The 14,568-nt window shown below is 70.0% G+C and carries 14 protein-coding genes and 1 tRNA gene; 6 read left to right on the top strand and 9 right to left on the bottom strand.

The genetic code is table 11. The features are described from left to right. Nucleotides 1-48: 48 nt before the first annotated feature. Nucleotides 49-1,293: a GAF domain-containing sensor histidine kinase gene (locus tag AB0G04_RS01970; RefSeq protein ID WP_360974779.1), complete on the bottom strand. Its 1,245-nt coding sequence runs from the start codon at nucleotides 1,291-1,293 to the stop codon at nucleotides 49-51. A gap of 116 nt (nucleotides 1,294-1,409) precedes the next feature. Between AB0G04_RS01970 and AB0G04_RS01965 the strand changes: the two genes are divergently transcribed. Further along, nucleotides 1,410-1,913, top strand: coding sequence for a DUF2199 domain-containing protein (locus tag AB0G04_RS01965; protein ID WP_360974776.1), 504 nt, complete (start codon nucleotides 1,410-1,412; stop codon nucleotides 1,911-1,913). A gap of 10 nt (nucleotides 1,914-1,923) precedes the next feature. Beyond that, a complete protein-coding gene (locus tag AB0G04_RS01960) occupies nucleotides 1,924-2,379 on the top strand; it encodes a GNAT family N-acetyltransferase (protein ID WP_360974773.1) in 456 nt (151 codons plus the stop codon). A gap of 31 nt (nucleotides 2,380-2,410) precedes the next feature. Here AB0G04_RS01960 and AB0G04_RS01955 read toward each other — a convergent pair whose 3' ends face one another. After that, nucleotides 2,411-4,057 carry a Na+/H+ antiporter gene (locus AB0G04_RS01955; protein ID WP_360974769.1) on the bottom strand — a complete coding sequence of 549 codons (1,647 nt, stop codon included), beginning with the start codon at nucleotides 4,055-4,057 and terminating at the stop codon, nucleotides 2,411-2,413. 249 nt (nucleotides 4,058-4,306) lie between these two features. Between AB0G04_RS01955 and AB0G04_RS01950 the strand changes: the two genes are divergently transcribed. Beyond that, a complete protein-coding gene (locus AB0G04_RS01950; protein ID WP_360974766.1) occupies nucleotides 4,307-4,510 on the top strand; it encodes a cold-shock protein in 204 nt (67 codons plus the stop codon). A gap of 185 nt (nucleotides 4,511-4,695) precedes the next feature. On the opposite strand, the gene mraY is transcribed toward AB0G04_RS01950, so the two are convergent. The 7 genes from mraY to AB0G04_RS01915 form a co-directional block, all read right to left on the bottom strand. Beyond that, on the bottom strand, nucleotides 4,696-5,799 hold the full coding sequence (gene mraY / locus AB0G04_RS01945; RefSeq protein ID WP_360974763.1) for a phospho-N-acetylmuramoyl-pentapeptide-transferase: 1,104 nt from the start codon (nucleotides 5,797-5,799) through the stop codon (nucleotides 4,696-4,698). 403 nt (nucleotides 5,800-6,202) lie between these two features. Then, nucleotides 6,203-6,276, bottom strand: a tRNA-Ala gene (locus AB0G04_RS01940). 218 nt (nucleotides 6,277-6,494) lie between these two features. After that, the gene (locus AB0G04_RS01935; RefSeq protein WP_360974760.1) at nucleotides 6,495-7,244 is read right to left on the bottom strand and encodes a hypothetical protein; all 750 of its coding nucleotides are present in this window, start codon (nucleotides 7,242-7,244) and stop codon (nucleotides 6,495-6,497) included. Nucleotides 7,245-7,362: 118 nt separating this feature from the next. Further along, a complete protein-coding gene (locus AB0G04_RS01930; RefSeq protein WP_360974757.1) occupies nucleotides 7,363-8,001 on the bottom strand; it encodes a GNAT family protein in 639 nt (212 codons plus the stop codon). After that, nucleotides 8,002-9,315, bottom strand: a complete 1,314-nt coding sequence (gene glp, locus AB0G04_RS01925; protein ID WP_360974754.1) for a gephyrin-like molybdotransferase Glp — start codon at nucleotides 9,313-9,315, stop codon at nucleotides 8,002-8,004. Then, the gene (locus tag AB0G04_RS01920; RefSeq protein WP_360974751.1) at nucleotides 9,312-10,205 is read right to left on the bottom strand and encodes a UTP--glucose-1-phosphate uridylyltransferase; all 894 of its coding nucleotides are present in this window, start codon (nucleotides 10,203-10,205) and stop codon (nucleotides 9,312-9,314) included. Before AB0G04_RS01920 ends, glp begins: the two co-directional genes overlap by 4 nt. A 47-nt stretch (nucleotides 10,206-10,252) precedes the next feature. Continuing rightward, a complete protein-coding gene (locus tag AB0G04_RS01915) occupies nucleotides 10,253-12,232 on the bottom strand; it encodes a diguanylate cyclase (RefSeq protein ID WP_360974748.1) in 1,980 nt (659 codons plus the stop codon). Nucleotides 12,233-12,313: 81 nt separating this feature from the next. Between AB0G04_RS01915 and AB0G04_RS01910 the strand changes: the two genes are divergently transcribed. The 3 genes from AB0G04_RS01910 (at nucleotide 12,314) to AB0G04_RS01900 (ending at nucleotide 14,562) form a co-directional block, all read left to right on the top strand. Continuing rightward, complete coding sequence (locus tag AB0G04_RS01910) at nucleotides 12,314-13,003, top strand: 5-formyltetrahydrofolate cyclo-ligase (RefSeq protein ID WP_360974745.1); 690 nt, start codon at nucleotides 12,314-12,316, stop codon at nucleotides 13,001-13,003. A 120-nt stretch (nucleotides 13,004-13,123) separates the two neighbouring features. Continuing rightward, nucleotides 13,124-13,486 (top strand): FmdB family zinc ribbon protein, encoded by a 363-nt coding sequence (locus AB0G04_RS01905; protein WP_360974742.1) that lies wholly within the window; start codon nucleotides 13,124-13,126, stop codon nucleotides 13,484-13,486. 572 nt (nucleotides 13,487-14,058) lie between these two features. Next, the gene (locus AB0G04_RS01900; RefSeq protein ID WP_360974739.1) at nucleotides 14,059-14,562 is read left to right on the top strand and encodes a hypothetical protein; all 504 of its coding nucleotides are present in this window, start codon (nucleotides 14,059-14,061) and stop codon (nucleotides 14,560-14,562) included. The last annotated feature ends 6 nt before the right edge of the window (nucleotides 14,563-14,568 follow it).

Raw genomic sequence — 14,568 nt, 5'->3', positions numbered from 1 at the left:
CCGGCCCGCCCCCGAGCGAACTGCAGCCGACCGGGGGCGGGTTGCCGGTCAGGCGATCGCCAGGTCCCGGATCAGATCGGCCGGGGACATCTCCGCGTACGGGAACACGACGTGCAGCGAAGTGCCGTCACCGGGCCGGTCGGAGAGCGCCACCGTGGCGTGGTGCGCGTCGAGGATCCGTTTGGCGACGGCCAGCCCGCGATCCGGGCCGGGCACGTCCGCGGCGTGCGCGATGGCGCCGTAGTACAGGTGCGGGAACAGGTCGGGACGGAGTCCGTCCGGCATGTCCATGTCGTCCAGCCGTACCGTCGGGCCGGATTCCATCTCCGTGCCCACCCGGACCCGGCCGCCCTCCGGCGTGTACTTGACCGCCGCGAACAGCAGGTGCGTCAGCACCTGTTCGAGGCGCACCGGGTCGGCGATGATCGGCAGCGACGGGCCGCCGGCCTGGTTGAGGATCCAGATGTGCTTGCTGGCCGCGATCGGCCGCACGGCCTCCACCGCCCGCTGGGTGACCCTGGTCAGGTCGCACTGCCGCATGTGCAGGCTGTCCCCGCCCAGCCCGGCGTCGGCCATCGTGGTCAGGTGGTCGATCAGCTCGCGGAAGCCGCGCACGTGCGCCGCTGTGGCCCGGCCGACCAGTTCGGCCATCTCCATGTCATGACGGCCGGTGTCGCCGAGCCGGTCCAGGTACGCCGACATCAGCCGCAGCGACGATCGCAGTTCTCCGCCGACCAGCCCGGCCAGATCGTCCTTGCGGCGTTCCAGTTCCTGCAGGCGTGCCGTCGTGTTGGCCAGCGCGAACGCGTACCGGCGCAGCTCCAGCTGTGCGGTGACCTGCCGGGCCAGTGCGCGCAGCGCCTGTTGCTGTTCGACGTCCAGCCGGCGTGGCCGGGTGTCCATCACGCACAGCGTGCCGAGCGCGAACCCGTCGGTCGTCAGCAGCGGCGCCCCGGCGTAGAACCGGATGCCGTTCGTGGCGGTCACCCCGGGGTTGTCGGCGAACCGGGCGTCCTCGCGGGCGTCCGGGACGAGCATCAGATCGCGGTCGAGGATGGCATGGGCGCAGAACGACACATCCCGCGAGGTCTCCGCCAGTTCCACCCCCGTGCTGGCCTTCGCCCACTGACGATCCGCGTCGACCAGGCTGACCGCTGACATCGGCATTTCGCACACGCCGGCGGCGAGCGCGACGATGTCGTCGAAGTCCTTTTCCGGAGGACTGTCGAGGATGTCGAGTGAGTAGAGCGCGGCCAACCGCTCGATCTCGTTGTCGGGCAGTGGTGCTTTCATGTGGCGTCACCTCCGAGACTCGCTCAAGAGGTACCACCAAAAAGTAGCAATTCTCGCATTTCTCGCGGAACTGGCAGGCAACGCAGGCTCCTGACGAGCGGTTATGCTTCGCGCCCATGAGCACCGAGCAGTTCGCCTGCGGAACGTGCGGCGCCACCCACGACGGCCCGCCGCTCAGCTTTGCCGCACCGGCCCCCGAATACTGGCGGCCGGAGATGGCAGATCAGGAAGGTTGCCTGCTCGACGGGGACCTCTGCGTGATCGCCGGGGAGCAGTTCTTCATCCGCGGCCTGATCGAACTGCCGGTGTGGGACACGGGGGACATCTTCACCTACAGCATGTGGGTCTCCCTGAGCCGGCCCAGCTTCACCCGGGCCGTCGACGTGTGGGAACAGCCCGGCCGCGAGAACGAGCCGCCCTATTTCGGCTGGCTTTCCAACATCATCGCCGGGTACGAACCGTCGACGCTCAACCTGCGGACCAACGTGCACACCAGGGCCGTCGGGCAGCTGCCGTACATCGAACTCGAACCGACCGGGCATCCGCTCGCCGTGGAACAGCTCGCCGGCATCACCCGTACCCGGGTCGAGGAGATCGCCTCCTTCCACCTGCACCGCTGACGTGCGTTCCATGGAACTGCGCGCGATCGACCCCCGTAACTACGAGGCGGCGCTGGAACTCTCGGTCCGCCCCGACCAGGCCGACCTCGTTGCGCCCGTCGTCAAATCCCTCGCCGAGGCGTACGTCTACGGTGAACAGGCCTGGCCCCGCGTCATCTACGACGGCGACCAGCTCGTCGGCTTCGTGATGGCGTTCCTCGACATCCCGTGGACCGACCCGGACGACACCGACCGGCGCTCCGGCCTCTGGCGCCTCAACATCGCCGCCGGACAGCAGGGCCGCGGATACGGGACCTTCGCCGTCGAAGCGGTCTGCGCCGAGATCCGCGCCCGGGGCGGCACGGAGGCGTACGTCACCTATCACGCCCGCGAGGGCGGCCCGGCCCCGTTCTACGCCCGGCTCGGCTTCCGTCCCACCGGCGAGATCGCCGACGGCGAGACCGTCGCGGTCCGCGAACTCGGCTAGCGGATCCGGCAGCCGCCCGTCGCGGATGCGCTCACCGGCGGGTGGGACGGTCCGGCAGCAACCGCTCCTCATGATCCAGCTCGCGTTCCAGGATGCGCAGACCCTCGTCGGGCAGCCGTCCGGCATCACGCCACCGCAGCAACTCGTCCCGCTGGGCGTCGATGGTCACCCGGCGAACATGCAGCGCGGACTCGTACAGCGGTGAGATCGGCGGGTCGGCCGAGTAGTGGTCGCGCAACAGCAGGAGCCGCTCGCGGTACCGGTTAAGCCGGGCCCGTAGCTGCTCACGGGTCGTCTCGATCGTCTGGGCACTGATGTCGTCGTGTCCCTGCTCCTCCAGTTCGTCGAGCGCGGCGAGCGCGGCCTCGACGGATGCCGAGCGGGCCTCGTTACGGAGCCGCGCCCGGTCGTTGTCGTCGGCGTGCAGCCCGAGCACGCCGATGATCGGTGCGAACGTCAGGCCCTGTCCGACCAGGGTGACGAGAACCACCACGAAGGTGCAGAAGAGGAGCAGGTCGCGAGCGGGGAACGGATCCCCGCTCCGGGTCACCAGCGGCAGGGTGAAGATCGCCGCCAGACTGATCACGCCGCGCGTGCCGGACCAGCTCAGAGCAATGACCTCCCGGCCCGTCAACCATGCCGGCCCACGCTCACCGGCCGGGCCTCTTCGCCACCAGGTCTGCAGCACACCGGGCAGGACCAGGGTCAGCAGGAGCCACAGCGGCCGCAGCACCAGGACGACGCCCACGGTGATCGCGACCGCGACGACGACAGTGGTGGTGTCGTACCCCGCCAGACCTTCGATCACCTGCGGCAACTGCTGGCCGATCAGCAGGAACACGAAACCCTCGAGCAGGAAGTCGACCAGCCGCCATACCGCGCTCGTCTGCAGACGGCCGGCGCCCGAGGCCGATCGCGGTGTGTGGTGCCCGACGATCAACCCGACGACGACCACCGCCAGTACGCCGGACACGTGCAGCCGCTCCCCGAGAAGGTAGGCGGCGAACGGTGTGGCAAGCGAAACGGCATTGGCCAGCAACGGATCGCCGGCGAGCGGCCGGGACAACAGGCGGACGACGAAAGCGACGAGCACACCCACGGCGACACCACCCACGGCAGCGACGAGGAACTGACCGGCCGCCGACAGCGGCGAGAAGTCGCCGCCCGTGGCCGCCGCGACCGCGACGCTCAGGATGGTGAGCGCGGTGGCGTCGTTGAGAAGTCCCTCACCCTGGATCAGAGTGATGATCCTCGGCGGCAGTCCCACACGGTGCCCGACAGCCAGCGCCGCGACCGGATCCGGTGGTGCGACGGCCGCCCCTACCGCGATCCCGGCGGCCAGGGTCGCCCCGGTGACGAACCACGCGAAGCCCAACCCGATCAGCAGCGCCGTGAGCAGAACCAGGACCACGGACAGGCTCACCACCGTACGCAGATTGCGGCGGATCGCGAGCATCGACGAGTCCAGGGCGGCGCTGTACAGCAGCGGCGGCAGAATCAGGGTCAGGATGATGTCCGGGTCGAGCGTGATACCCGGAACCGGCAGGAGGGCATATCCCACACCGACGATCGGCAGCAGCGCGGCGGCGGGAAGCCCGGTCCGGCCGGCGAACCACCGCACCAGACCGACAACCGCGACGGTAACCAGGACAAGAATCAGAACCGACTCGACATCCATCGGCCCATCCTCACGCACCGGCCAGGTGACTTCGGTGATCCGTGCGAGATCCGGCAGGCTCGAACACAATTTCTGTGGTACGGTTTTCCAGTTGCAGTTTTGATTTCCGTAGACGTTTTCGGCGCCTGATGGGTATCTAACCCGTCAAGGCGCTTTTTCGTTCTGTGTGTCGGTTCCGGCGCTGGTGATCAACGCGGCGGCGTGTGAGTCCGCACAGTGCGGCCTCCAACAGCCTGCGAAGGAGCAGACATGACTACAGGTACCGTGAAGTGGTTCAACGGGGACAAGGGCTTCGGCTTCATCGCTCAGGACGGTGGCGGCGCCGACGTGTTCGCCCACTTCTCCGCGATCTCGGCGAGCGGATTCCGCAGCCTTGAGGAGAACCAGCGGGTGGAGTTCGACATCACCCAGGGCCAGAAGGGCCTGCAGGCGGAGAACATCCGCGGCATCTGATTTCACATTCTTCGAACGGCGGCCCGACTGGTTCAGCGGGCCGCCTTTCGGCGTTCCACCTTTATTGCCTTCGCATTCTTTTATCCCGTGCTCATTCTCCCGCCACGGCGGAACGAGCAACCGGTTGATCAGCAGACTCCCGTGCAGATCACCGGCTTGAGCCTGGTGCAGCGGATCGCGTGGCCCTATCCGACGGCCGCCAGGAAGTCTGAGTAGAACAGGCCCAGACCAGCCGCCACGCAGACCCCGGCCACGGTCCAGAACCTGACCACGATGTTGACCTCGCTCCACCCGGCCAGCTCGAAGTGGTGGTGCAGCGGCACCATCCGGAAGACACGCCTGCCGGTGGTCTGGAACGAGACGATCTGGATCACCCAGGTGACCGTGATGATGAAGAACAGACCGCCGATCAGGATCGAGAGCAGCGTGGTGCGCGTCGCCACCGCGAGCCCGCCGATCAGGGCGCCGAGTCCCAGCGAGCCCACGTCGCCCATGAAGATCCGCGCCGGCGACGTGTTCCACCACAGGAAGCCCACGCAGGCGCCGGCCGCCGCCGCCGCGATCATGGCGATCTCCAGAGGATCACGGACCTCATAGCAGTAATCGTTCGCGCGGGCGTACGTCTCGTCGGCGCACCAGTGCCGATACTGCCAGTACCCGATCAGCGCGTACGCACCCAGCACCAGGGTCGACGCGCCGGTGGCCAGGCCATCGAGGCCATCGGTGAGGTTCACGCCGTTCGACATCGCCGTGATGACGAAGACGAACACGATCACCGAACCCACCTTGCCGACGTTCAGCCAGCTGATGTCACGGATGAACGAGATGTTCTCGCTGGCCACGGTCTCACCGTTGGTGCTCGCCATGTAGAGGGCGGCGATGCCGAACCCGGTGCCGACGATCGCCTGGCCGAGCAGTTTGCCTTTGGCGGACAGGCCGTCGGAGTTGCGCTTGCGGACCTTGAGAAAGTCGTCGATGAAGCCGACCGCGCCGCAGAAGACCAACAGGCCGAGCAGGACGAGGGCCGTCATGGTCGGCTTCTCCTGCGCGATCTGCCGCTCGGGCAGCGTGGTCAGCGCCACATGCCCGGCGACGTAGGCGACGAGGGTCGCCACGATGAACACGACACCACCCATGGCGGGGGTGCCCTTCTTGCCCTCGTTCGAGGCGAGACCGAGAGAACGGATCGGCTGTCCCGCCTTGAGCGCGGTGAAGACCCGGATCGCCACCGGCGTGCCGAACAGCGAGATGATGAACGCGACCGCCGCCGCGACGATGACCGCCCTCACGGACAAGCCTTCAGGGAATCCGGATCACTCACGGGGTCCCACCACGCGATGCGTGTCAGATGAGTCGGCATCGATCATGGGGCATGATCTTGCCATCCGACCAGCAACCGCAGCAGCCCTGCACCTCACGGGCCGACGGTTCGCAACGCCGCCCGGCTTGGAGCCCACCGGCGAAAATCGCCGACGGCGAGACCGTGGCCTGCTCCGTTCCCAGCCCGCCCGGAACGGCGATCCACCTTTACCGTGCCGTCGTCCCCTCAGGAATGAGTGGCAAACCGCGCTCCACGGCCCGGAGCAACACCTGCCGCCGTTCTGGAGCATTCGGCCAGTCCACCGCGCGTTCCAGGCGGCCAGCTCCTCGGACACAAAAAACGCCTGGACCGAAGTCCAGGCGTTCAAGAGGTGGAGCTGTGGGGATTTGAACCCCAGACCCCCTCGATGCGAACGAGGTGCGCTACCAGACTGCGCCACAGCCCCCTGGTTGTCGGGTGGCTTCGCCACCGTGGAACCGTTGAAAGGCTAACAGGTCTCCCAGAGACCCCGCGAACCACCCCTCCTCAAGAACGCCCACAGTCGTGCGGGAGGGCAACAGCCCGGATGGCGGCCTGGCCGCCGTGAGTTCCGCACTCGTTCCGGCGGAGCCACGGGACGGCTCCGATGCGTCTGCCGGCGCTTCCTTCCGTACAAAAGAAGAATCAGGAAGCGTTGTGGTGACGCCCGCCCGCCTCGTAGGCACGACCTCGCAGACCGCCCCGCCGACGATAGGAGACCGAGCCGCCGTTGGCGGCGACCGGAAGGTCGGACGGTTCCCGGTCGAGGCCCATCGCCGCACGCCGGACGGCTTCGCGCTGGGCGGCGAGCCGTCGCTGGGCCTCGCGGCGGGCAGCGGCACGCCTGGCCTGTTCGCGGCGGACCTCGGCCTGGCGGGCGGCGAGCCAGGCGGCCTCGCGGGCCTGGACGCGACGGCGGCGCCGGTCGGTGATGGCGCGGTTGCGCAGGTGGACGAGATAGAGCCCCAGCAGGCTGCCGGTGACCGCGAAGCTGATCCAGAAGCCGGGCCCGACCGCTACGACACCGACCAGTTCGATGGCGTTGAGCAGGACGAGCGCGGCGAAGACGCGGCGGCGGCGGACGACGGCCGGGGTGCCGCGGCGTTCCGGGGCACGCCGTGGCGGGCGTTTGCCGGTGACCAGGCGGAGCCGGCGTTCGGGCGGGGCAGAATCACCCGTTGGGGACGGAACCGTAACCGTGACCTGGCGCGCGGGGTTGATCGGTCGGCGTCCGGGCACGGTGCGGATCCGGCGCCGGCGCTGAAGCACCCGCGCCGTCGACGACGCCCGCTCCGCGGCGAGGCGCTCGGTGGCGTCGTACCGGCGGACGAGCGCCGGGGCGAGGGCGAGCAGACCCGCCGCGGCGAGGACGGCGAGGAGCACCGAGGTCGGCACCGTGACCTCTCCGATCCGCCACGACGAATGACACGTGAAATGACACGACGAATGCGAGGTTACGGGCGGTAGCGGTGATATCTCGCGCGCCGCGCCGGTAGCGTTCCGACGTTCAAGATCAGTTCGACGTGCGTACCCGGCGCCAGCGTGCCAGCAGGCCGCCCTCGGCGGCGACCTCCTCGCTGGTCATGGCGTAACCGAGGTGATCGCGCCAACCACCGTCGATATGCATGTAGCGCTCGTGGTACGCCTCCTCGCGAAAACCGAGCTTCTCGACGACGCGGCGGCTCGGCCCGTTCTCGGGCCGGATGTTGACCTCGATGCGGTGCAGTCCGCCGGGTCCGAAGGCATGGTCGACGGCGAGAGCGAGCGCGGTCGGGATGACGCCCCGGCCGGCCACCCGATGATCGACCCAGTAGCCGGCGTACGCCGACGCGAACGCCCGCCGCACGATATTCCCCAGGTTGACGTGGCCGACGAGCCGTTCCCGGCCGTCCTCGACGAGGCAGACCGCGAACGGCATGCTGTCGCCGTTGCGGGCGGCACGGCGCATGTCGCGGTAGACGTAACCGAAGGCGCGCGGCGAGTTCATCTCGGCCCACGGCCCGGGCGGTGCGGCTTCCCAGGGGGCGAGCCAGGCCTGATTGGCGACCCGGACCTCGGACCAGGCGCGGGCGTCACCGCGTTTGTACGGCCGGAGCAGCACCGCCCCGTCCGCCAGAACAGCGGGCCATCCGGGCGTGGTGGCCCCCAGCATTCATCGCCTCCGGTCGAGCAGCAGAACGTCGACGGTCGAGCCCGCGGCCGCTGTGGTGACCCGTTCGCCGAGCACCAGCAGGCCGTTGGCCTCGGCCAGACCGGAGAGAGTGTACGGCCCACCGGCGAGCGGCTGCACCGTGTAGCCGCCACCGCGCCGCTCCGCGACGTACGCCGGCCGGAACTCGCGCAGCCCGCCGGGCGACGAGACGGTCTCCAGCAGATGCGCCTTGATCCCGGGCCGGAACACCGGTTCCGCTCCGGCGAGCAGCTGGATCACCGGCCGGGCCAGCACCTCGAAGCCGATCAGCGCGGCGCCCGGTTCACCCGGCAGGCACACCACCGGGACCTCCTCGCCGCCGACCGTGCCGAACCCCAGGGAGGTGCCCGGGCAGAGGGCCACGTCGGTGAACTCGACGGTGCCCCGGCCGGGACCGGGACGCGACAGCACCCGGCGCAGCATGTCGCCGGGGCCGGTGCCGGTGCCGCCGGTCGTGATGATCAGGTCGGCGCGCAGCGTCTGGTCCTCGAGCAGGCCACGCAGGCCTTCCGGGTCGTCGTCGCAGATGCCGATCCGGTACGCCATCGCGCCCGCCTCCACGGCGGCGGCCGTGAGAGCGTGCGAGTTCGCGTCGACGACCTGACCGGGCTGGCTGGGCCGGCCCACGTCGACGAGTTCGTCCCCGGTGGCGACGACCACGACCCGCGGGCTTGGCCGGACCATGACGTGCCCGATACCGGCGGCGGCGAAGACGGCCACCATGGGCGGGGTCACGTACGACCCGGCGGCGGCGAGGAGCTGCCCGACGGCGATCTCCTCACCGGCCCGCCGGACGCCGGAACCCCGTTTCGGCGCGTGCAGGATCTCCACGGCGGCCATGCCCTGATCGGTCCAGTGGATCGGGACGACCACGTCGGCACCGATCGGCAGGGGCGCCCCGGCGGCCACCGAGAAACAGGTGCCCGGGGTGAGCCGGACCGGCCGCCAGTGGGCCGCCCCCATGTCGCCGACCACGTTCAGCCGGATCGTGCGGGCGGTGTTCTCGAACTGCCCGAACGACGGGTGCGACCCGATGCGCCCGGCACCGGCCAGGTCTTCCCATCGGGCCGCGTACCCGTCGATCGCGGCCTGGTCGAACGCCGGGAACGGGTGCGGCGCGACCACGTCGGCCGCGAGCACGTTCCCGTGCGCCTGGGTGAGGTCGAGGTCGAGCGGAGGCAGCGCGCGAAGCCTGCGCAGCACGCTGCCCAGGTACTCGGCGAGAGGCATCAGCTCGTTGGAAGCGGCCGCCTCGCGATCGGCCGTGGCGGTCATCCCTTCCGGCCGCCGACGAATTCGGTGAGCCAGCTCAGGAACTCCTCGCCCAGATCGTCGCGCTGAACCGCGAGCTGGACGACGGCCTGCAGATAACCGAGCGGCATGCCGGTGTCGTACCGGTGGCCGCGGTAGACGATGCCGTGCACCGGGACACCGTCGGCGAGCATCGTCGCCATGGCGTCGGTCAGCTGGATCTCGCCGCCGTTGCCCGGCTTGGTGTCGGCGATCACGTCGAAGATCTTGCCCGGCAGCACGTACCGGCCGAGCACCGCGAGGTTGCTCGGGGCCTCCTCGGGCGACGGCTTCTCGACCAGGCCGGTGACCTCGACGATGTCCTCGCCCAGGTCGCTCTCCCGGATGGAGGCGATGCCGTAGCGGGAGGTCTCCTGCGGCGCGACCTCCATGAACGCCAGGACGATGCCGCCGGTCCGCGCCTGCAGGTCGAGCATGGCCGGGAGCAGCGGCTTGTCCTCCTCGACGAACTCGTCGCCGAGCAGCACGGCGAACGCGTTGTCGCCGACGTGCGAGGCGGCCGTGCCGACGGCGTGGCCGAGCCCGAGAGCCTCACCCTGGCGCACGGTGTAGATGTCGGCGAGTTCGCTGGATCGGCGGACCGCGGCGAGACGCGCGTGGTCGCCCTTCTTCTCGAGCCGGGCCTCCACGTCGGGACGCCTGTCGAAGTGGTCCACCATCGCGGTCTTGCCGCGGCCGGTGACCAGCAGCACGTCGGTGATGCCGGCAGCCGCGGCCTCCTCGACGATGTACTCCAGAACCGGCCGGTCCACAACCGGCAGCAGTTCCTTGGGCACGGCCTTCGTGGCCGGCAGGAATCGGGTCGCGAGTCCCGCCGCCGGGATCACCGCCTTGACGGCGCGTTTCGTCGTCATTCAGTCACTTCACCTTCGCTGGTTCGTGCCCCTGGCATGCCGCGAGACTATCGGCCACGGCCATGTCGCGACGGCTGCGGCCCACCGGTGACGGCGGTCGCGGGATCCGAATGCCCTTCATTCCCGCCCCGGGAAACCCGTTCGGCGAGCCGATAGGTGTCGCGTCCCGCATTCTTCGCCGCGTACAGGGCCTCGTCGGCGGCGTCGAGCACCTCCTGGGCGGTGGCGCCGTGCTCGGGAAAGACCGCGATGCCGATCGAGACGCTGATCGGGATCCGGTCGGCCAGGCCGGGCCGCCGGGGATCCACCGCCACCGGCCGGTCCCGGACCGCGGCGCCCAGCCGCTCGGCGACTATCAAGCCGCCGTACGCGTCCGTCTCCGGCAGCAGCACCACGAACTCCTCCCCGCCCTGACGGAACGCCACGTCGACCTCACGGAGGCCGATCCGGATCCGCCGCGCGAACTCGCCCAGCACCTGATCACCCGCCGTGTGCCCGTACGTGTCGTTCACCTCCTTGAAGTGGTCCAGGTCGAGGACCAGAACGGTGAGCATCCGGCCGAACCGGCTCGCCCGCTCCACCTCGCGCCGCAGCACCTCGCGCAGATAACGGTAGTTCCAGAGGCCGGTCAGCGGATCGGTCAACGACAGACGTTGTGCCTCCTCGTGGACCCGGACGTTGTGCACCGCCACCCCAGCCTGCCCGGCGAAGGTGCGCAGCGTACGCAGATCGGTGTCGGAGAACGCGGGGCCGCCGAGCCGGTCGTACAGGGCGAGCACCCCCAGCGTGCCGTGTTCCGGACCGGCCTCCTCGTCCGGCGGCGCACAGATCGGCACGGCGAGATACGACTCACACACCGGTTCGTCGGGGTCGGTGCCGTTCGTACCCCGCGAGGGTGAACCGGTCGCCGCCACCGTGCCGAGCACGCCGCGTCCCGGCGTGAGACGCCGTTGTGACAGCTCGGCGCCCGGCACATCCCAGTCACCGGTCAGCCCGAAACCGCAGCGGGCCGCCAGCCGCCCGTCGGCCGGGTCGGTCAGCAGGAGCAGCCCGGCCCGCGCTCCGGTCGCGGTCATCGCGGTGCGCAGGATCACCGGGAGGATGCGGTCCAGGTCGTGGGTGCTGGACAGGGTGTCGCCGAGGATCGCCAGATGCCGCCGGAGCTGGTCCCGGCTCGCGGTCAGCGCCTGCACGTACGACTGCAGCTCGCGCGTCATCCGGTTGAACGTCCCGGCCAGCCGGCCCAGCTCGTCCGGGCGCGGGATCGGCACCCGGGTGTCGAGATCACCGTTGGCCACCCGGTCGGCCGCCCACGCCAGATCACCGAGCGGGCGGGTCGTCGAACGCGCCAGCCACCGTGCGGCAAGGACCGCGGCGGCCGCGGTGACGAGCACGATGAGCAGCAGGGTCAGGTACCGGAAGGTCGGTCCGCCGGTGGTGACGGTCAAGGTCAACGGCAGCGGACGGCCCGGCTCGGCGAGCAGGTCACGGTGGGCACTCCCGGCGGCCTCCGGTGCGCCTGCACCGAGCGCGACGGCGACCCCGGCGACATCGCCGAGGCGGTCCAGCAGGGCGGCATCGACCCGCTGGGCGGCGGTCACGGTGACCTCTTGGGCGTACGCGGACGCGGTCAACGCGGTGACCTGCGCCTTCGCGTCGGCCCCCGGCCCGGCACAGTCCCGCCTGCCGTCCCCGGCCGGGTCACCGCTCACCGCGGAACGGCCCAGGATCGGCTGTTCCGGATCGGTCACCTGGATCTCCGTTGCCAGTCCGCGAGCAACCAGCTGGTCAGCGACCGCCCGGCGCTCACCGGCCGGGACGACGGCGACGGCGTCCGCCGAAACCTGCAGCTGGCGGCAGATCGCGCCGATCGCGACACTGACGGTGTTAGCAGCGTGATCGAGGCGTTCGGTGGTGCGTTCCCGGTTCACGGCGCCGACGGTGAGAGCGACGAAGATGGACCCGAACAGGACCGGACCGAGCACGACGACCAGGAATGCGCTGGTCAGCCGGCCACGTAGTGTCACGCATCCTCCTGGAGGTGGCCCTCTTTTCAGCGATGCTGACATAGTGTGTGCCGTTTGCCGGTTTTCAAAAGGGGGTGTTGCATGTCGGATTTAACCCCTGTCGCGGAAAAATCACCGCAAATCAAGATCGCGCTACGCGCACGCCTGCTCACTGCGCGTCGATCACTTCCGGTCACCACGCGGGCAGCCGCCGCCACCAAACTTCAACATCAAATTCTTGCTCTGGTACGGGAGACGCGCGCCAGTTCGATTGCCGCGTACGTACCGGTCGGCTCCGAACCGGGCGGCCCCGACCTCCCGGCCCGCCTGCTGGCCGCCCTCCCACCCGGCGGCCGCCTCCTGCTGCCGGTCCTGCTCCCCGACAACGACCTGGACTGGGCCGAACTCACCCCGCCCGGAACGGCGAGTGCCGCGGGTCCCGGCACCTCACCCGGCGACGGGCTCCCCCCGGATGCGGAGGTGCACGGTTCCCTCGTTGCGGGACCGCGCGGACTGCTGGAACCGTCCGGCCCGCGACTCGGCGTGGACGCGATCCGCTCGGTGGATCTACTCCTGGTCCCGGCGCTGGCCGTCGGCCACGACGGCACCCGGATGGGCCGGGGCGGCGGCTCCTACGACCGGGTCCTGGCCCGCCTGCCGGCACCGGGCCCGCTGACCGTGGCACTCCTCCACGACGGCGAGGACGTGGAAGTCGTTCCCGCCGAACCGCACGATCGGCGCGTACAGGCGGTGATCACCCCGACCGGCGGCCTCTCCCGGCGCCCCGTGTGACATCGCCCACGCCCTGCTTCTGCCTCAGTCCGAGAGCCGAGTGGACGAATTGACCTCCGATGCCGCAACATTGGCACTCGGAGTTGGCGAGTGCCAGCAGCCGATTGATCCGGAGGAGCCGTGCCCACCTACCAGTACGCCTGCACCGAGTGCGGTGAACAGCTTGAAGCCGTGCAGTCCTTCTCCGACCCGGCACTCACCGAGTGCCCGAACTGCCAGGGCAAACTGCGCAAGGTGTTCAACTCGGTCGGGATCGTCTTCAAGGGTTCGGGCTTCTACCGCAACGATTCCCGTTCCGGGACCGTGAGCGCCGAGAAGTCAGGCAGCGGCACCGGTGAGGCGGCCGCCAAGAAGCCGGAGACCTCGACCACGTCGACGTCGTCCACCACGCCCTCGACGACCTCGTCATCGTCGTCCTCTTCCTCGAGCAGCAGCACGAGCTCGTCGTCGAGCAGCGGCACGAAGGCGGCCGCGGCCTCCTGAGCCGCGACTTCTGAGCCGCGCCTTCGGGCGGCTCCCTCGGTCGTGCTCTCACGCGCCCGTGTGAGGCAGGCGCATGCGGCCTGCTGTGACATCACCCCGCGCGCCGGGCCGGTTCTCCGGCCCGGCGCGCGGCCGTTCCCAGCCCTCCGGCCGCTGGCACCGCACGGTCACAACATCACACTTCACCGCGAGGCGCCCCGCCCTCTCTGGCGCTCCCCGCCGCCGGCCCGCGGTCTGCCGCCCATCTCTGCTTGTATGTACCGCAGCGCTCCCGGTTCAGCTGCTGGCGCGGCGGATCGCCTGCCTCTCCCCGGTGGCCACCAGCTGCGCCTTGGTGAAGCTCTCCTCGCCCTCAAACACGCGCCCACCACGCTCTTCAGCGCAGGTCGGCGTTATCCACAATCCCCGGCTGTCCACAGGGACTCGGTACGGCTTGCCCCATTCGGCCTAACGTCATCGCAACGGCGGCCCGACGCCGCGAGAAGGCGCCACGCGGGCGTCCGTGCCCGCCCCGGCCCTGTCGCGGGTGCCAGCGGCGGCCGGACATGGTGTGGCGAGATTCTGGAGGTCTGATGCCCCGCAAGGACCCGTCACCGGCCGATGAACGTCTCGATCCGGTGCGGTGGCGCCGACCGGGCCGGGGCACGCTGTTCCGGCTGGTTGCGGCCGCCGGGCTGCTGTTCACCGCGGCAGCGGTGTTGTGGCTGCAACCCACCACCTGCGCCACGCCGATGACGGCTCCGCAATCCTCCGGGCCGGCCGCCCCCGCCGCGTCAGCGTCCGGACCCGCGCCGGACGCCATGGCGATACCACCCGGAAGTGTCGGCGTCCCGGTGCGACTGGCCGACCCCACAGCCCTGACCGTGGTGCGTCCGGGCAACCGGGTGGACCTGCTCCGGATCGACGGCGACCGTGACCGGACCGTCGCGGTCGCCAGCGCCGCACTCGTCCTGGAGGTCACCGGAGCCGACGACCCGGCAACCGGCGGGCTGCTCCTGGCACTCGGCCCCGACGAGGCGCAACGCGCGGTCTCCGTGACCGGCCGAGGCTTCGCGATCGTGATCCGCCCAGGCTGACGGCGT

Source organism: Actinoplanes sp. NPDC023801 (genome assembly GCF_040639655.1).
Taxonomy (GTDB): domain Bacteria; phylum Actinomycetota; class Actinomycetes; order Mycobacteriales; family Micromonosporaceae; genus Actinoplanes.
Note: the sequence above shows the minus strand (reverse complement) of the source record. Positions and strands in the feature narration are given on the sequence as shown.

Excerpts from the sequence above, each read along its gene's own strand:
- AB0G04_RS01960 (WP_360974773.1), top strand. The coding sequence starts at position 1,924 with ATGGAACTGCGCGCGATCGACCCCCGTAACTACGAGGCGGCGCTGGAA.
- AB0G04_RS01920 (WP_360974751.1), bottom strand. The coding sequence starts at position 10,205 with ATGACGACGAAACGCGCCGTCAAGGCGGTGATCCCGGCGGCGGGACTC.
- glp (WP_360974754.1), bottom strand. The coding sequence starts at position 9,315 with ATGACCGCCACGGCCGATCGCGAGGCGGCCGCTTCCAACGAGCTGATG.
- AB0G04_RS01955 (WP_360974769.1), bottom strand. The coding sequence starts at position 4,057 with ATGGATGTCGAGTCGGTTCTGATTCTTGTCCTGGTTACCGTCGCGGTT.
- AB0G04_RS01930 (WP_360974757.1), bottom strand. The coding sequence starts at position 8,001 with ATGCTGGGGGCCACCACGCCCGGATGGCCCGCTGTTCTGGCGGACGGG.
- AB0G04_RS01950 (WP_360974766.1), top strand. The coding sequence starts at position 4,307 with ATGACTACAGGTACCGTGAAGTGGTTCAACGGGGACAAGGGCTTCGGC.
- AB0G04_RS01965 (WP_360974776.1), top strand. The coding sequence starts at position 1,410 with ATGAGCACCGAGCAGTTCGCCTGCGGAACGTGCGGCGCCACCCACGAC.
- AB0G04_RS01910 (WP_360974745.1), top strand. The coding sequence starts at position 12,314 with ATGTCGGATTTAACCCCTGTCGCGGAAAAATCACCGCAAATCAAGATC.
- AB0G04_RS01900 (WP_360974739.1), top strand. The coding sequence starts at position 14,059 with ATGCCCCGCAAGGACCCGTCACCGGCCGATGAACGTCTCGATCCGGTG.
- AB0G04_RS01970 (WP_360974779.1), bottom strand. The coding sequence starts at position 1,293 with ATGAAAGCACCACTGCCCGACAACGAGATCGAGCGGTTGGCCGCGCTC.